Raw genomic sequence first — 12,684 nt, forward strand, 5'->3', positions numbered from 1 at the left:
TACCTGATGCAATGCGGTTTAACTGTGGGAGCKGGCTTGCTCGCGAAGGCGGTGTATCAGTTACAGATGAAGTGACTGACCCACCGTATTCGCGAGCAAGCCCGCTCCCACAGTTGACCTCATACAGTTTTGAATTTGAGGTCGACTGCAGATTTGCATGCACTGAAGAGCGGCTTTTCTGTGGGAGCTGGCTTGTCGAATCGTCGCACCGCTGCGATGCAGACACCTCGGTGTGTCAGGTACACCGAGTTGATGCTATCGCAGGCAAGCCAGCTCCCACATGAACCCCATTCCACATTGGCTTTAGTGTAGAGCGTCAGCCACAAAGCTCAATTTGACTATGACTCCACGTGCGCCAAAAACGCCCCCACACACGCCATGCACGCCTCACGCTCTTCAACATGCGGCATATGGCTCGACTGCTCAAAAATCTCCCAGCGCACGTCGCGGATGCCATCGGCAAACGGCTGCACCGTGGCGGGTGTGGCTTCATCAAAACGCCCGGAGATCAACAGCGTCGGCACCTGGATGCGTGGCAGGCGCTCGATGATGCTCCAGTGGCGCAGGCTGCCGATCACATGGAATTCGGTGGGGCCATTCATGGTGTGATAGACGGTCGGGTCGTCTTCGATGGCGGCATTGGTGCGCAGCACTTCGGCGGGTTCCGGCTGGAGGCGGCAGACGTGGCGGGCGTAATACACCTGCGAGGCCGCGTGATACTCGGCGCTGTCGGTGGTGCCAGCCGCCTCATGGCGCAGCAGGGTGGCCTGCACCTCGGCCGGCAGTGCCTGGCGCAGCTCATTCGCGGCGGCGCGCCACAGGTCCATGGAGGCCGGCGAATTGGCGATGATCAATGCCTTTAAGCCGGCGGGCTGGCGCACCGCGTGTTCAGCCCCCAGCATGCCGCCCCAGGACTGGCCCAGCAGCGCGTAATCGCTGATGTGCAAATGCTCGATCAGGTTGTTCAGCTCGGCCAGGAACAGCTCCACGTTCCAGAAGTCAGCGGGTGCGTCGCGCAGATGCGTGGAGCGGCCATTACCGAGTTGGTCATAGTGCACCACCGCGCGCCCCGTATCGGCCAGGTCCTTGAAACTGTCGACGTAGTCATGGGTGCAGCCGGGGCCGCCGTGGGCGACGATCAAGGGCAGGCGCCCGGACTTCAAGTCGCCGGTGACCCGGAACCATGTCCGGTGGCCACGGAAATCGGCATAACCTTCGTGAACCTGCATGCGGTGTACCTCCTTGGATAGATGCGCTACAGGCTAGTCAAAACCGCGCGTCAGGGGCACTGGTAAAAATGATAGGTTCTTGAATTAAAAGCACCTTGAGCTCAAGCCAGCGCATCCCGCTGCATCGACTGCAGGTTCTTCTCGATGGTTTCGCAGATGGTTTCCATCTGGATCTGGTGTTCGCTGGAATGAAACGGGCTTTGCAGGTCAGTGCCGATGCGTTCGATCGCCAGCAGCATAAAGCCCACCACGGTCGAGGCCAGCGGGGTGAACCAGCCCAGGGATTCCACCAGGCCCACCGGCACGATCAGGCAGAACAGCGAGATAAACAGCCGCGGGAAATACACGTAAGGGTAGGGCAGCGGCGTATTGGCGATACGCTCCATGCCGCCTTGGGCATTGGACAGGTCCACCAGTGTCGACTCCAGCCGCGCCAGGCGAATACTGTCCAGGTGCCCGGCCTTGTATTCGCGGGCCAACAACGTCGCAGAACCGGTGAGGATGTCATTGGCAAAGTTGTTGGTGGCGCCATTGCGCGCGAACTCTTCGGCGGGGATAAACGCACGCACTTCATCCGGGCATGGCCGGCCCTTGAGGTGCGCCGCCAGGCAATTCACATAGGCCACATGGCGGCGCAACAGGGTGGCCTTGACCGGGTTTACCTCGCCCTCGGGGTCATCCAGCAGTGTCAGCACCTGGCGGGCGAAACTGCGCGAGTTATTCACCATCGCGCCCCACAACGTGCGTGCTTCCCACCAGCGGTTATAGGCGCTGCTGTTACGAAAGCTGATCAACACCACCAGCGCCGAACCCAGCAGGGTCAGCGGCATCAGCGGCAAGTTGATCTTGGTGGTCAGGAACAACATGAAATCGACCGTGACGGCCACATCCCACAACAACAGCCAGAACAAGGCCCAACCCACATAGCCCATGGTTTTGATAATCAGGCGGTACTTTTTGATGATGGCGGCTTTCAAACGAGGACCTCACAACGAGCGATGGGCAATAAACACCCTAGCTCGGACGCCCGCAGGCGGTGAAGGTTCGCGGTCATATTTCTGACGCCATTTATTGGCGCTGCTTCACCTGCAATCTTTGCACTGCTATTTCAAGCAAGTGCAACGCTTGCGCGTTAGCAAATAGCCCAGGAAGTGCAGTTGGAACAACTTTGGTAATGATGCGGTGCCGCACGGCAATCACTGTACATTGGCCTCAAAGGCAAAGCGCCATCAAGGACCGTTTTACGACGTGATTTGTTTTGGGACCTGACTACGTGAACTTCGTAGTCTAGATCAGTGGGATGAAGTTGGTTGATCAGGGCTCTTTCATGCACGTCAGTTCGTTAAAGTTGGATATTGGTAATACTGCACAAGCGCTTGAACGTCATGAGGACTTTGAATCTTGTATTCGGGCGCATTATCAGGTGCTTCTAGGCCCTTACTCGAAACGCCCGTTTTTCTACAAAAGTGCAATGAAATACAGCCGTTTGATGGTCTCTTTTGCACTTTTCAGCGAGTACTTTTCCAAACCGACAGCGTTGCTTTGCGAGGTGAAAGCCTTCTGTGTGGCGCGCGGGTATTGCTCAAGAAACAGCCTGGAGTCGATCTTCCTGCTGTTTCGCGCGCTGGGCTTCATGGTGGTCGACGCGCACCCGGAGGACAGCCGTTTCAGGGTGTATGCACCCTCGGACGAAGCCTGTCGGGAAGTGCGGCTGATGCTGACGTCGATTACCGATTCGCTGGCGCTGATGTGTCCTGAAAAAGACCTTTTTCGCACAATGCGCGAGATGGACGACCGTAGTTTTCTGGCCCTTTACTTCAAAGGCTTCGCTCAGATCCTGGCCGACGAAATGACCGTTGATGTGTTGCTGCCCGACTGTTATTGGCTGGTGAAAAAGGATGCAGGGCATTTGTTGATGCTGGCGATTTATAACGATGCCTTTTCACCGGAAAACGAGCGCATGACCTTCAAGTCGTCATCTTATCTTGCGCTCGCCCAGCAGCTGTCGGTATCGAAAACCCATATTATTCGAATGGTCCGCGAGGGCGTCGAGAAGGGCTATTTCAAAGTGCATGCGAAAAAACAGCTGGAAGTGCTGCCGGCTTTTGTTCGCCTGGTAAGACGCTTTATGGCGTTTTCATTTGCGGTTGGCCTGCACGCGGTTGAAAGAGGGAAAAGGGATGCCTGCTAACTTGAAGTTAAGGCCACGGATGCGCCGGTTACTGTCGCCAGCGGTCACCCAGGCCGAGTTAATCGGGATTATTGCCTGGCTCGGGGTGTTGTTGATTCATCCGGACATGCAGCTGGATATATATCTGGTGGCGATCAGCCTGTGCCTGATGGCGGTGTGTCGACTGCACCACATGACCCCCCACTTTTACCTGTGGCGTGCGCTCGGGGTTGTGTATGTCGTGCTGCTGTCCGTGGGGTTTGCCTATGTCCTCAGCGCGCATGGGGAGTTGCGCCTGTTTGGCTTGCCGCTGGCGGTTATCCTGGTGATCAGCAGCGCCATCCTGTTTATCAGTGTGCAGGATTACCTGGTCTGCGCCACGTTGGTCTGGTTGATTTTATGGCCGTGCATCCAGGCGGACATTTACGGCGATGCCCAGGTCTATCTGTATATTTTTTGCGTCGCGTCGGTGGCCATCGGTTTTATTCTGAGTTTTTCCTATTTGAAGAACTTGCGCTCGGTGTTGCTGGTAGAAAGCGAGTTTCGCGAGCTGGCAGAGACGGACTACCTGACCTCCATTCTCAACCGGCGCGCCTTCATGCAAGGCTTTGACGCGCTGATCGCCAGTGGCCAGAGCGGCTATTTCATGATGTTGGATATCGACAGTTTCAAACTCAAGAATGACCGGTATGGCCACGATGTGGGCGACAGCATTCTTTGCGCCATGGCCGCCTGCCTGAAAAACGCCAAGGGCAGCCACAGTTTCGGCAGGATCGGCGGCGAAGAGTTCGGCGTGCTGTTGTTGGGCGACGACCCGGCTGTCGCCTGTGAGTTCGCACGGGATTTGTTGCAGGCTATCCGGCGCAGTGTGGCGGCGCCGCACAACTACACGTGCAGCGCGGGAATGGCGCGGTTTTCGGCGGGGGACGAGATGTCGGCGGTGCTTAAGGACGCTGATCGCAACCTGTATGGCGCCAAGCAAAATGGCAAGGACCGGGCTTATCTGGAGGGCAGGCCGATTAATCCGCACGGGTGTGCAGTCGCCCAATGAGTGCTCAGCGCGGCTGGATCAACGCTGGCCCATGGTTGCGTGTGTTGCCCACTGCGCTGTCGACCTTGAACCATTCGAACACGTCTGTCGGCTCGCCCTGCAGCAGCACCATCTGCTCGGCGCGGCTTGGGGAGGTGGCCGGGTCCAGCCACTCACGGGCCAGTTCCGGGGTGAACACCACGGGCCTGCGGTCATGGATGTCGAGCATACCGCCGGCGCTGTCGGCGGTGATGATTACGAAGCCATCGTGGGTGCCTGCACCTTCGTCGGCGTCGGGCAATTGGCCGATGGCGGCGCAGAATACTGGCGCGCCGTCGCGGCGACGAATCAGGTAAGGCTGTTTTTTCGCGCCGCCTTCATCCACCCATTCAAACCAGTTGTCCACCGGCGCAATTGCGCGATGCGGCCAGATCGCGCGAAAAAATGCGCCGTGCGCAACCTTCTCGACACGCGCGTTGATCGCCAGCTGGCGCTCCTTGCTCCAGTGCGGGCGCCAGCCCCAGCGCACCCGGTCTGCGTGCAACAGCTCAGCGTCCAGATGCAGCACTGCCACAGGCGTGGTCGGCGCCACGTTGTACCGTTCCAGCGGCTGGTCGCCGACGCTATTGGCCAGGGCATTGGGCATGCTCAAGGCCGCCACAAAGTCATGAATACCGCGGTACTGCGAAAGTCGTCCGCACATGGCCGGTTCCTCGAACTGACCCTCTGAGCGTAGACGATCAATTTACAGCGGCGTGAGCACGTTCATCACCGTGTCCAGCGCCACCCGCGTGTCATCCAGTTGCACCAGCGAGGCGTGCCGGGCGCCGAGGGCGTCACGATTCTGGATGGCGGTGAGGATCGCTTTGTGGCGGGGCAGGCTCAGGCCCTGGATGTCGGGGCGGCGGTTGGTGATGTTGATCGACTCGCGCAGCGGCAACGACAGCATGTTGCACATGTAGGCGAGCAAATCGTTGCGGGTCGCATCGGCGATGGCGCGGTGGAAATCCAGGTCGGCCTGCAGCAGGTCGTCGTGAGTCTTGGCGGTTTCCATGCCCCGGTAAGCGTGTTCGATGGTGGCAATGTCTTCAGCCGTGGCCGTGGTCGCCGCCATGGCGGCGATTTCCGGTTCGAGGATGCGTCGCACGCCGGCCAGGGTGTTGAAAAATTCGCTGTGGGGCGTGGACTGCATCAGCCAGGACAGCACGTCCGGGTCAAGCAAATGCCATTTCACCCGTGGACGCACCACCGCGCCCACTCGTGGCTTGGAATACACCAGGCCCTTGGCGCTGAGCACGCGGGTCGCCTCACGCAACACCGAGCGGCTGACCTGGTATTCCTCGCACAGCGTGGCTTCCATGGGCAGGCGTTCTTCGGGCTTGAAGCGCCCGGAAACGATGTGCATGCCCAAGTCCTGAACGATCTGGGCATGCTGGCTCTTGCGCGGCTTGGGCGGCTGGTGATCCATAACGACGGGGAGGCTCTGGCTTAGGTTCGCGGCATCATAGCATCCCAATTAGTGGGAATGCCGGGGGACTTCAGCGCCACGGCAGCCCACCAGGAAGTCGAAGTCGCAGCCTTGATCGGCCTGCAGCACGTGGTCGATATACAGCTGGCGGTAGCCGCCGACGATCAGGTTTTGCGGTGGCGCCAGGTCAGCCATGCGCGCCGCCAGTTCGGCGTCGGGGATATCCAGGTGCAACCGGCCGTTGGCGCAGTCGAGCTCGATCCAGTCACCTTCCTGCACCGTGGCCAGCGGCCCACCGGCGGCGGCTTCCGGCGCCACGTGCAGCACCACCGTGCCGTAGGCGGTGCCGCTCATGCGTGCATCGGAAATCCGCACCATGTCGGTCACGCCCTGGGCCAGCAGCTTGGCGGGCAAGCCCATGTTGCCGACTTCGGCCATGCCCGGGTAACCCTTGGGCCCACAGTTTTTCATGACCAGAATCGAGTTGGCATCCACGTCCAGCTCCGGGTCATTGATGCGTGCCTTGTACATGTCGAAGTTCTCGAACACCACCGCGCGGCCACGGTGCTGCATCAACTCGGGGCTGGCGGCGGAAGGCTTGAGCACCGCGCCCAGCGGCGCCAGGTTGCCGCGCAATACGCAAATACCGCCGTCGGCGCGGATCGGGTTATCGAGGGTGCGGATCACCTCGTCCTGGCCGTAGATCGGCGAGTCCCGGGTGTTCTCGCCCAACGACTTGCCATTGACCGTCAGGGCATTCGGATGCGGGATCAGGTTGGCTTCGCCCAGGCGCCGCAGCACGGCCGGCAGGCCGCCGGCGTAGTAGAACTCTTCCATCAGGAAACGGCCTGACGGCTGCAGGTCGACGATGGTCGGCACGCCACGGCCCATGCGGGTCCAATCGTCGAGGTCGAGCTCGACACCGATACGCCCGGCGATGGCTTTAAGGTGGATTACGGCGTTGGTCGAACCGCCGATGGCCGCATTCACCCGGATCGCGTTTTCAAACGCCTCCTTGGTGAGGATTTTCGACAACTTCAAATCTTCACGCACCATCTCGACCGCGCGCATGCCGGACATATGCGCCAGCACATAGCGCCGCGCGTCCACCGCCGGAATCGCTGCGTTGTGGGGCAGGGAAGTGCCGAGTGCTTCGGCCATGCAGGCCATGGTCGACGCCGTGCCCATGGTGTTGCAGGTGCCCGCCGAGCGCGACATGCCGCCTTCAGCCGCAAGGAAATCGTCAAGGGTGATGGTGCCGGCCTTGACCTGTTCGCTCAGTTGCCACACCACCGTGCCCGAGCCGATGTCCTGGCCCTTGTGCTTGCCGTTGAGCATCGGCCCGCCAGTGACCACGATGGCCGGCACGTCACAACTGGCCGCGCCCATCAGCAGCGCCGGGGTGGTTTTGTCACAGCCTGTCAGCAGCACCACACCGTCGATGGGGTTGCCGCGAATGGCTTCCTCGACATCCATGCTCGCCAGGTTGCGCGTGAGCATGGCGGTGGGGCGCAGGTTGGATTCGCCATTGGAGAACACCGGGAATTCCACCGGGAAACCACCGGCTTCGATCACACCGCGTTTGACGTGCTCGGCGATCTGGCGGAAATGCGCGTTGCACGGGGTCAGTTCCGACCAGGTGTTGCAGATGCCAATGATCGGTTTGCCATGGAACTGATGGTCGGCAATGCCCTGGTTCTTCATCCAGCTGCGGTACATGAAACCGTTCTTGTCGGCGGTACCAAACCACTGGGCGGAGCGGAGGGCGGGCTTTTTATCAGGCATGATCGACTCTCTTATTGTATGACTATATGTTCTATATGCGCTTAAACATAAGCGCAAAATCGCAGCTTTGGAAGTGTTGTTTTGCAAATAGTCATACTATATAGTCCTGCTTAATTGAGGTGTGACCCTGGCGGATTTTCGCGAGAGGCAGCCCCCGAGCTTCTATAAAAACAACAATCGGAGATCGACCCCATGAGCCAGGAATTGCGGCTTGTTCGGCGTATCACGCTGAAACTGATTCCCTTCCTGATCCTGCTGTACCTGATCGCCTACGTGGACCGTTCGGCAGTAGGGTTTGCCAAGCTGCACATGGGCGCCGATGTCGGCATCGGCGACGCTGCCTACGGCCTGGGGGCGGGGTTGTTCTTTATTGGCTACTTCCTGTTTGAAATCCCCAGCAACCTGATGCTCGACCGCTTCGGCGCGCGGCGCTGGTTTGCACGCATCATGCTCACCTGGGGCGCCATCACCATTGGCATGGCCTTTGTGCAGGGGCCGCACAGCTTTTATGTGATGCGCTTTTTGCTCGGCGCGGCCGAAGCCGGGTTCTTTCCGGGCGTGCTGTACTACATCACCCAGTGGTTCCCGGTGCGCCATCGCGGCAAGATCCTGGGGCTGTTCATTCTCTCCCAGCCGATTGCCATGATGATCACCGGGCCCGTATCCGGCGGCCTGCTGGGCATGGACGGCATCCTCGGGCTGCACGGCTGGCAATGGCTGTTTATCGTGATCGGCACACCGGCGTTGTTGCTGACCTGGCCGGTGCTGCGCTTTCTGCCGGACGGCCCCAAGCAGGTCACATGGATGAGCGAGGACGAGAAAACCTGGCTGACGGGTGAGTTGGCCAAGGACCTGCAAGCCTACGGCCAGACCCGTCACGGCAACCCGCTGCATGCCCTCAAGGACAAGCGCGTGTTGCTGCTGGCGCTGTTCTACTTGCCGGTGACCCTGAGCATCTATGGCTTGGGCCTGTGGTTGCCGACCCTGATCAAACAATTCGGCGGCACTGACCTGGTGACCGGCTTCATCTCGGCCGTGCCCTACATTTTCGGCATTATCGGGCTGTTGATCATCCCGCGCAGTTCCGACCGCTTGAACGATCGTTATGGCCACCTTGCCGTGCTCTATGTGCTCGGCGCCATCGGCTTGTTTTGCAGTGCCTGGCTGAGCGTGCCGGTGCTGCAAATGGCGGCGCTGAGCCTGGCGGCATTTGCCTTGTTTTCCTGCACGGCGGTGTTCTGGACCTTGCCGGGGCGGTTTTTTGCCGGTGCCAGTGCGGCGGCGGGCATTGCCTTGATTAACTCGGTGGGCAACCTGGGCGGTTATATCGGCCCGTTCGTGATCGGCGCGCTCAAGGAATACACCGGCAACCTGGCTTCGGGCCTGTATTTTTTGTCTGGCGTCATGGTGTTCGGCCTGGTCTTGACCGCTGTGGTGTACCGCGTGCTGGAGCGCAAGCATGTGCTGCCCGCCGACCAGTTTGCTGCCAGCGCCCGAGGCGCCACACGTACTTAATCCTGGAGAAGTTTGATGCGTTTAGTTCAGTTCGAATTGCGTAACGGTGAGCGTCGTGTCGGCGTGGTGCAAGGCAACACACTGCGCGAAGTGCACACCGCACGCAGCGTGCGCGAATTGGCGCTGGCCGCCATCGATGCCGGTGTAGGCCTGGCGCAACAGGTCGACAGCCTGGGCCTGGGCGACAGTCATGACTACGCTGCGCTGTTGGCGGACCTCAAAGTCCTGCCGCCGCTGGACCATCCGGACCCGGCGCACATGCTGATCAGCGGCACTGGCCTGACGCACCTGGGCAGCGCCTCGGCCCGCGATAAAATGCATCAGGCCGGTGACGACAGCGCTTTGACCGACACCATGCGCATCTTCAAATGGGGCGTGGAGGGCGGCAAGCCACCGGCCGGGCAAGCCGGCGTGCAACCGGAATGGTTCTATAAGGGCGATGGCCGTATTGTGGTGCGCCCAGGCCAGGCGTTCCCGGTGCCGGCCTTTGCCGAAGACGCCGGTGAAGAGCCGGAAATCGGCGGGCTGTACGTGATCGGCCGAGACAGCAAGCCCTATCGCCTGGGTTATGCGGTGGGCAACGAGTTCTCCGACCACATCATGGAACGCAAGAATTACCTGTACCTGGCCCATTCCAAGTTGCGCAGTTGCAGCTATGGCCCGGAGTTGCGCGTGGGTGAGTTGCCCCAGCACCTGGCCGGCACCAGCCGCATTCTTCGAGACGGCCAGGTGTTATGGGCAAGCGAATTTCTCAGTGGCGAGGCGAACATGTGCCACAGCCTGGAGAACCTCGAGTATCACCATTTCAAATACAGCCAGTTCCTGACCCCGGGCGACGTGCACATTCATTTCTTCGGCACCGCCACCTTGTCATTCGCCGACGGTATACGTACCCAGCCGGGGGATGTATTCGAGATCAGCCAGGCCGAGTTCGGCGCGCCGCTGGTCAATCGGGTCGGCAGCGCCGAAGCGGCGTTCGAACCTGGCACTGTCATCAGCCTTTAAGGAGATCAGCATGAATCCGTTACTCGGCCACAACTACATCGGCGGCCAGCGCAGCGCCCAGGGCAGCGTCACCCTGAAAAGCGTCGATGCCAGCACCGGCGAGGCCTTGCCTCAGGATTTCTATCAGGCCACGCCCGCCGAGGTGGATGCCGCCGCCAAGGCCGGCGCTGCCGCGTATCCCGCGTACCGGGCATTGAGTGCCTCGCGTCGCGCGCAGTTTCTGGAGGCAGTGGCCGATGAGCTGGACGCGCTGGGTGAAGATTTTATCCAGTTGGTTTGCCGCGAAACCGCATTGCCTGCAGCGCGCATCAAAGGCGAGCGTGGGCGCACCAGCGGCCAGATGCGCCTGTTCGCCACGGTGCTGCGTCGCGGTGACTTTTACGGCGCGCGCATCGACCGAGCCTTGCCCGACCGCCAACCCCTGCCGCGCCCGGACCTGCGCCAATACCGCATCGGCCTCGGCCCGGTGGCGGTGTTTGGCGCGAGCAACTTCCCCCTGGCGTTTTCCACCGCCGGCGGTGACACCGCCGCCGCGCTGGCGGCCGGCTGCCCCGTGGTGTTCAAGGCCCACAGCGGGCATATGGCGACGGCCGAGCGGGTGGCCGATGCAATCATTCGGGCGGCCGAGGCTACCGAGATGCCGGCGGGGGTGTTCAACATGATCTTCGGTGGCGGCGTCGGTGAGGCGCTGGTCAAGCACCCGGCTATCCAGGCCGTGGGTTTTACCGGCTCGCTCAAAGGTGGCCGTGCCCTGTGTGATATGGCGGCGGCACGCCCGCAGCCGATCCCGGTATTTGCCGAGATGTCGAGCATCAACCCGGTGATCGTGCTGCCCCAGGCCTTGCACGCCAGGGCCGAGACCATCGCCCGCGACCTCACTGCCTCGGTGGTGCAAGGCTGTGGCCAGTTCTGCACCAACCCTGGCCTGGTGATCGGTATTGCCTCGCCACAGTTCACCGCGTTTACCCAACAGGTGGCGCAACTGATCGGTGAACAGCCGGCGCAAACCATGCTCAATACCGGCACGCTGGGCAGTTATGGCAAAGGCTTGAAAAAGCTCTTGGCGCACCCTGGCATCCAACACCTGGCGGGTAGCGCTCAAGTGGGCAGTCAGGCGCAGCCGCAGCTGTTCAAGGCCGACGTGCGCTTGCTGATCGACGGTGATGAGGTGTTGCAGGAAGAGGTGTTCGGCCCTGCCACGGTGTTTGTCGAGGTGGCCGATCAGGCCCAGCTCAGCGACGCCTTGCACGGTCTGCATGGTCAGCTCACTGCGACGCTCATTGCTGAACCGGCCGACCTGCAGCAGTTCACTGAACTGACGCCGCTGCTGGAACAGAAAGTCGGGCGCATCCTGCTCAACGGCTACCCGACCGGCGTGGAGGTCTGTGATTCGATGGTTCACGGCGGCCCGTACCCGGCCACTTCCGATGCCCGTGGCACCTCGGTCGGCACCCTGGCCATCGACCGTTTCCTGCGCCCGGTGTGCTTGCAGAATTACCCTGATAGCCTGCTGCCGGACGCGTTGAAAAACGCCAACCCGTTGCGCATCCAGCGGCTGGTGGATGGCACGCCATCGCGCGACCCGCTGTAACACCAGGAGGTTTTATGTCGTGTACCGCAGTCACTGCGCACCGTGCGCAGTTGGGGGAGGGCCCGTTCTGGGACGTGCCGACCCAGGCGCTGTATTGGGTGAATATCGCCGGCAAACAGGCGCTGCGCCTGATGGGCGGGCAGCTGCAGATCTGGCAGTTGCCCGAGCATGTCTCGGCGTTTATCCCCTGTGAAAGTGGCGATGCGCTGGTGACGCTGAGCAGCGGCGTGTACCGGCTGAACCTGGAAACCGAAGCCCTCACGCTGCTGTGCGTGGCCGACCCGCAACCGGGTAACCGTGGCAATGAAGCGCGCTGCGATGCCCAGGGCCGCCTGTGGTTGGGCACCATGCAGAACAACATTGGTGAGCAGGGTGAAGACCTGCCGATTACGCGACGATCCGGCGGCCTGTTTCGGATCGATGCCAACGCACACGTCACGCCGCTGCTGCAAGGGTTGGGCATTCCCAACACCTTGCTATGGAGCGATGACGGCGCGCACGTGCATTTTGGCGACAGCCTGGACGGCACTTTGTACCGGCATGCGATCCAACCCGAGGGTCAGCTCGAGCCTGCCCAGGTCTGGTTCGGCCCGCATGAGCGTGGTGGCCCGGACGGCTCGGCGATGGACGCAGACGGCTATATCTGGAACGCCCGTTGGGACGGCAGTTGCCTGCTGCGCCTGACGCCGTTGGGTGAAGTCGACCGCATTATTGAGTTGCCCGTCAGCCGCCCCACCAGTTGCGTGTTCGGTGGCCCCCACCTCACCACGCTCTACATCACCAGCGCCGCCAGCCCACTCGATCACCCGCTGGATGGCGCGGTGCTGGCCATCGAGGTTGATGTGCCGGGCACACGCTGTCACCGCTTTGCCGGATAAACCCAAGACCTGA

11 protein-coding genes are annotated in these 12,684 nt (G+C 61.1%); 6 read left to right on the forward strand and 5 right to left on the reverse strand.

Annotated elements, in window-relative coordinates; genetic code table 11:
• Positions 1 to 338: 338 nt before the first annotated feature.
• Both ASE80_RS28485 and ASE80_RS28490 read right to left on the reverse strand, forming a co-directional pair.
• Positions 339 to 1,229 (reverse strand): proline iminopeptidase-family hydrolase, encoded by an 891-nt coding sequence (locus ASE80_RS28485; protein ID WP_056861851.1) that lies wholly within the window; start codon positions 1,227 to 1,229, stop codon positions 339 to 341.
• A 101-nt stretch (positions 1,230 to 1,330) separates the two neighbouring features.
• Positions 1,331 to 2,206, reverse strand: coding sequence for a bestrophin family protein (locus ASE80_RS28490; RefSeq protein ID WP_017136525.1), 876 nt, complete (start codon positions 2,204 to 2,206; stop codon positions 1,331 to 1,333).
• A 323-nt stretch (positions 2,207 to 2,529) separates the two neighbouring features.
• Between ASE80_RS28490 and ASE80_RS28495 the strand changes: the two genes are divergently transcribed.
• Together ASE80_RS28495 and ASE80_RS28500 are read left to right on the forward strand one after the other, a co-directional pair.
• On the forward strand, positions 2,530 to 3,420 hold the full coding sequence (locus ASE80_RS28495; protein ID WP_056861852.1) for a hypothetical protein: 891 nt from the start codon (positions 2,530 to 2,532) through the stop codon (positions 3,418 to 3,420).
• Positions 3,410 to 4,450: a GGDEF domain-containing protein gene (locus ASE80_RS28500; protein ID WP_056861853.1), complete on the forward strand. Its 1,041-nt coding sequence runs from the start codon at positions 3,410 to 3,412 to the stop codon at positions 4,448 to 4,450. The genes ASE80_RS28495 and ASE80_RS28500 overlap by 11 nt, the downstream gene beginning before the upstream one ends.
• Positions 4,451 to 4,454: 4 nt before the next feature.
• Here the strand turns inward: ASE80_RS28500 and ASE80_RS28505 are convergent, their stop codons facing one another.
• Genes ASE80_RS28505 through ASE80_RS28515 form a run of 3 tightly spaced genes read right to left on the reverse strand, consistent with a single transcriptional unit; the run spans position 4,455 to position 7,682 of the window.
• On the reverse strand, positions 4,455 to 5,132 hold the full coding sequence (locus ASE80_RS28505; protein WP_056861854.1) for an SOS response-associated peptidase family protein: 678 nt from the start codon (positions 5,130 to 5,132) through the stop codon (positions 4,455 to 4,457).
• Positions 5,133 to 5,174: 42 nt separating this feature from the next.
• Positions 5,175 to 5,897, reverse strand: coding sequence for a FadR/GntR family transcriptional regulator (locus ASE80_RS28510; RefSeq protein ID WP_056861855.1), 723 nt, complete (start codon positions 5,895 to 5,897; stop codon positions 5,175 to 5,177).
• A 48-nt stretch (positions 5,898 to 5,945) separates the two neighbouring features.
• The gene (locus ASE80_RS28515) at positions 5,946 to 7,682 is read right to left on the reverse strand and encodes an IlvD/Edd family dehydratase (protein ID WP_056861856.1); all 1,737 of its coding nucleotides are present in this window, start codon (positions 7,680 to 7,682) and stop codon (positions 5,946 to 5,948) included.
• A gap of 192 nt (positions 7,683 to 7,874) precedes the next feature.
• Here ASE80_RS28515 and ASE80_RS28520 point away from each other — a divergent pair, with 192 nt between their 5' ends.
• Genes ASE80_RS28520 through ASE80_RS28535 form a run of 4 tightly spaced genes read left to right on the forward strand, consistent with a single transcriptional unit; the run spans position 7,875 to position 12,671 of the window.
• Positions 7,875 to 9,197: an MFS transporter gene (locus ASE80_RS28520; RefSeq protein ID WP_056861857.1), complete on the forward strand. Its 1,323-nt coding sequence runs from the start codon at positions 7,875 to 7,877 to the stop codon at positions 9,195 to 9,197.
• Between the two features lie 15 nt (positions 9,198 to 9,212).
• Positions 9,213 to 10,202 carry an AraD1 family protein gene (gene araD1 / locus ASE80_RS28525; RefSeq protein ID WP_056861858.1) on the forward strand — a complete coding sequence of 330 codons (990 nt, stop codon included), beginning with the start codon at positions 9,213 to 9,215 and terminating at the stop codon, positions 10,200 to 10,202.
• Positions 10,203 to 10,212: 10 nt separating this feature from the next.
• Positions 10,213 to 11,793 (forward strand): aldehyde dehydrogenase (NADP(+)), encoded by a 1,581-nt coding sequence (locus ASE80_RS28530; RefSeq protein WP_056861859.1) that lies wholly within the window; start codon positions 10,213 to 10,215, stop codon positions 11,791 to 11,793.
• Positions 11,794 to 11,807: 14 nt separating this feature from the next.
• Positions 11,808 to 12,671, forward strand: coding sequence for an SMP-30/gluconolactonase/LRE family protein (locus ASE80_RS28535; RefSeq protein WP_056861860.1), 864 nt, complete (start codon positions 11,808 to 11,810; stop codon positions 12,669 to 12,671).
• Positions 12,672 to 12,684 lie beyond the last annotated feature (13 nt).

The organism is Pseudomonas sp. Leaf15 (genome assembly GCF_001421425.1).
GTDB lineage: Bacteria > Pseudomonadota > Gammaproteobacteria > Pseudomonadales > Pseudomonadaceae > Aquipseudomonas > Aquipseudomonas salomonii.